At 64.4% G+C, this 2,733-nt stretch carries 3 protein-coding genes; all 3 read right to left on the reverse strand.

From position 1 onward, the window contains the following. The coding region (ntrC, locus tag AC1DT3_RS17330; RefSeq protein ID WP_477466479.1) for a nitrogen regulation protein NR(I) at window positions 1-1,147 on the reverse strand (1,147 nt) is incomplete at its 3' end. A gap of 9 nt (window positions 1,148-1,156) precedes the next feature. Continuing rightward, the gene (locus AC1DT3_RS17335; RefSeq protein ID WP_477466480.1) at window positions 1,157-2,254 is read right to left on the reverse strand and encodes a two-component system sensor histidine kinase NtrB; all 1,098 of its coding nucleotides are present in this window, start codon (window positions 2,252-2,254) and stop codon (window positions 1,157-1,159) included. Then, the coding region (locus AC1DT3_RS17340; protein ID WP_477466481.1) for a tRNA-dihydrouridine synthase at window positions 2,254-2,733 on the reverse strand (480 nt) is incomplete at its 5' end. The genes AC1DT3_RS17335 and AC1DT3_RS17340, both read right to left, overlap by 1 nt.

A 2,733-nucleotide genomic window follows, 5' to 3' on the forward strand; every position in this document is an offset into this window, starting at 1 on the left:
GTTCCGTATCGATAATGGCGCCGGTGATCGTATCCTGGGGATAGAGCGCCGCCAACCGACGCACGAGATTCTCCAATTCGCGGACATTGCCCGGCCAGCGATAGCGCTTCAGGCGATCCATCGCCTCGACGTCGAGCTGCTTGCGCGACAGGCCTTCCTTCTCGACCAGCGCGAAGAAATGCCGGGCAAGATCCGGAATGTCCTCCACACGTTCGCGCAACGGAGGCAGACGCAAGGGAACCACGTTGAGCCGGAAGAATAGATCTTCGCGGAACAGCCCTTGCTGAATGAGGACGCGCAGATCCTTGTTGGTGGCGGCAACGATCCGGACATTGGTCTTGATCGGCACGCGCCCGCCGACGGTCGTGTATTCACCTTGCTGGAGAACGCGCAGCAGCCTGGTCTGCGCTTCCATCGGCATGTCGCCGATCTCGTCGAGAAACAGCGTGCCGCCCTCCGCCTGTTCGAAGCGGCCGGTGTTGCGGGAGGTGGCGCCCGTAAAGGCGCCCTTCTCGTGACCGAACAGTTCCGACTCGATCAGCTCGCGCGGGATCGCGGCCATGTTGACGGCGACGAACGGACCCTGGCGACGCTTGCCGTAATCGTGCAGCGCCCGCGCGACGAGTTCCTTGCCCGTCCCGGATTCACCCGTGATCATCACGGTCAGATCGGTCGGCATCAGGCGCGCCAGGGAGCGATAGATCTCCTGCATGGCGGCCGAGCGACCGACGAGCGGGATCTCCTCGCTGTCGACCGGTTGTGGAGCGCTGGAGACCGTCCGCGGCCGCGACAAAGCGCGTCCGACGACACCGACGAGCTCCTTCAAGTCGAATGGCTTCGGCAGATACTCGTAGGCGCCCCGTTCCGACGCCTTGATCGCCGTCATGAACGTGTTCTGCGCGCTCATGACGATGATGGGCAGGTCGGGACGAAGCTTCTTGATGCGTGGCAGAAGGTCGAAGGCGTTCTCGTCTGGCATCACGACGTCAGTGATGATGAGATCGCCGTCGCCTTGCGCCACCCATCTCCACAACGTGGCGGCGTTGCTGGTCGAACGTACTTCGTAGCCGGCGCGAGAGAGGGCTTGGTTCAGGACCGTTCGAATGGCGGCATCGTCATCCGCGAGCAGGATTTGTCCGCTGGGCATGGTCGGTCCTCAATTTTCCGAACCGCGCCCGTCGTCGGCGCGGTGCATGGGCAACAGAATTCGAAATGTGGTGCGACGTGGAGCGGGATCGCATTCGATGATCCCCCCGTGGTCGCCGACAATCTTGGCGACGAGTGCGAGGCCGAGCCCGCTTCCTTGCGCCTTGGTGGTGACGAAGGGATCGAAAAGATCGCCCACGAGATCGGACGGGATGCCGGGACCGTTGTCGCGGATCGTCACCTCGATCGGCAGGCTCACGCGCTCGCGGGAGCCCGGAACCTGCAAACGGACACCAGTCCGGAACGCGGTGCCGAGGGCGATCTCGCCATCCGGATTGTCGCCGCCGATCGCCTCCGCAGCATTCTTGACGAGATTGAGAATAACCTGAATGAGCTGATCGCGATTGCCTAGAACCGGCGGCAGCGAAGGGTCGTAGTTCTCCACGAACCGGATGTGACGCGCAAAGCCCGATTGGGCGAGGCGTTTGACGTGATCGAGCACGCCGTGGACGTTGACGGGTCCGCGTTCGACGGGGCGCTCCTCGCCGAACAGCTCCATGCGCTCGACGAGTTTCACGATCCTGTCCGTCTCGTCGCAGATCAGGCGCGTCAGCAGTCGATCGTCTTCGTCCGCCGATTGCTCGAGAAGTTGCGCAGCGCCGCGAATGCCGGAGAGCGGGTTCTTGATCTCATGGGCAAGGACGGCGCCGAGCGCGGTGATGGAACGGGCGGCGCCACGATGGGTCAGTTGGCGATCCATCTTCTCGGCGATGGTGCGCTCCTGGAACATGATGACGACGTCGTCCGCGCCGTCGCCGAGAGGGGTCGCGAACACGTCGACGATGCGCTCCGACCCGATCCGCGGCGAGCCGATGTCGATGCGGTGCTCGCTGACGACCGAACCGCGCTGACGCACGTCCTCGATGAGCGCGATCACCGGAGAACCGTAGGGCACGAAATCGCCCAAGCGGTGGCGCTGCATGACGCGAAGGCTCATGTCGAAGAAGACCTCCGCCGCCGAGTTGGCGTGAAGGACACGATCTTCGGCGCCGATGGTCAGAACCGGCAGCGGCAACGCATTCATGATCAGATCGTTGAGGTTTCCCATCACGCGGCCTCACGCGTCGGGCGGGCGTAGACGTCCCGCAGCATGCGTGTGACGTCGTGAGGCGCTTCGCTCGTCACGAGGGACATGCGCAACGCGGGATCGACATCGAAGCCCGATGCGGCGGCGACTTCGGCATAGCCCGCGAGGTGTTTTCGCGCGTGGCGAATGCCCACCTCTCTGCCGTACAGGGCGAGCAGCCCCTCGTAATGTTCGATGGCGATCTCGGCTTTGGCGGCTGGCAGCGGGTCGGGAACGATACGCCCCTGCAGGGCCGCGCCGATCTGGCCGACGAGCCAGGGCCGGCCGAGGGCCGAACGGCCGATCATCACGGCTTGCGCGCCCGAGGCCGCGAGGCAGCGGCGCGCATCGTCGGTCGATCCGACGTCGCCGTTGGCGATCACTGGAATCGTCACCGCATCCACGACGGGCCGGATCGCAGACCAATCGGCTTGGCCTTTGTAGAATTGCTGCCGCGTGCG

It is taken from the genome of Microvirga sp. P4_G7 (assembly GCF_056401005.1).

Coding starts and splice junctions, on each gene's coding strand:
- AC1DT3_RS17335 (WP_477466480.1), bottom strand. CDS start 2,254: ATGGGAAACCTCAACGATCTGATCATGAATGCGTTGCCGCTGCCGGTT.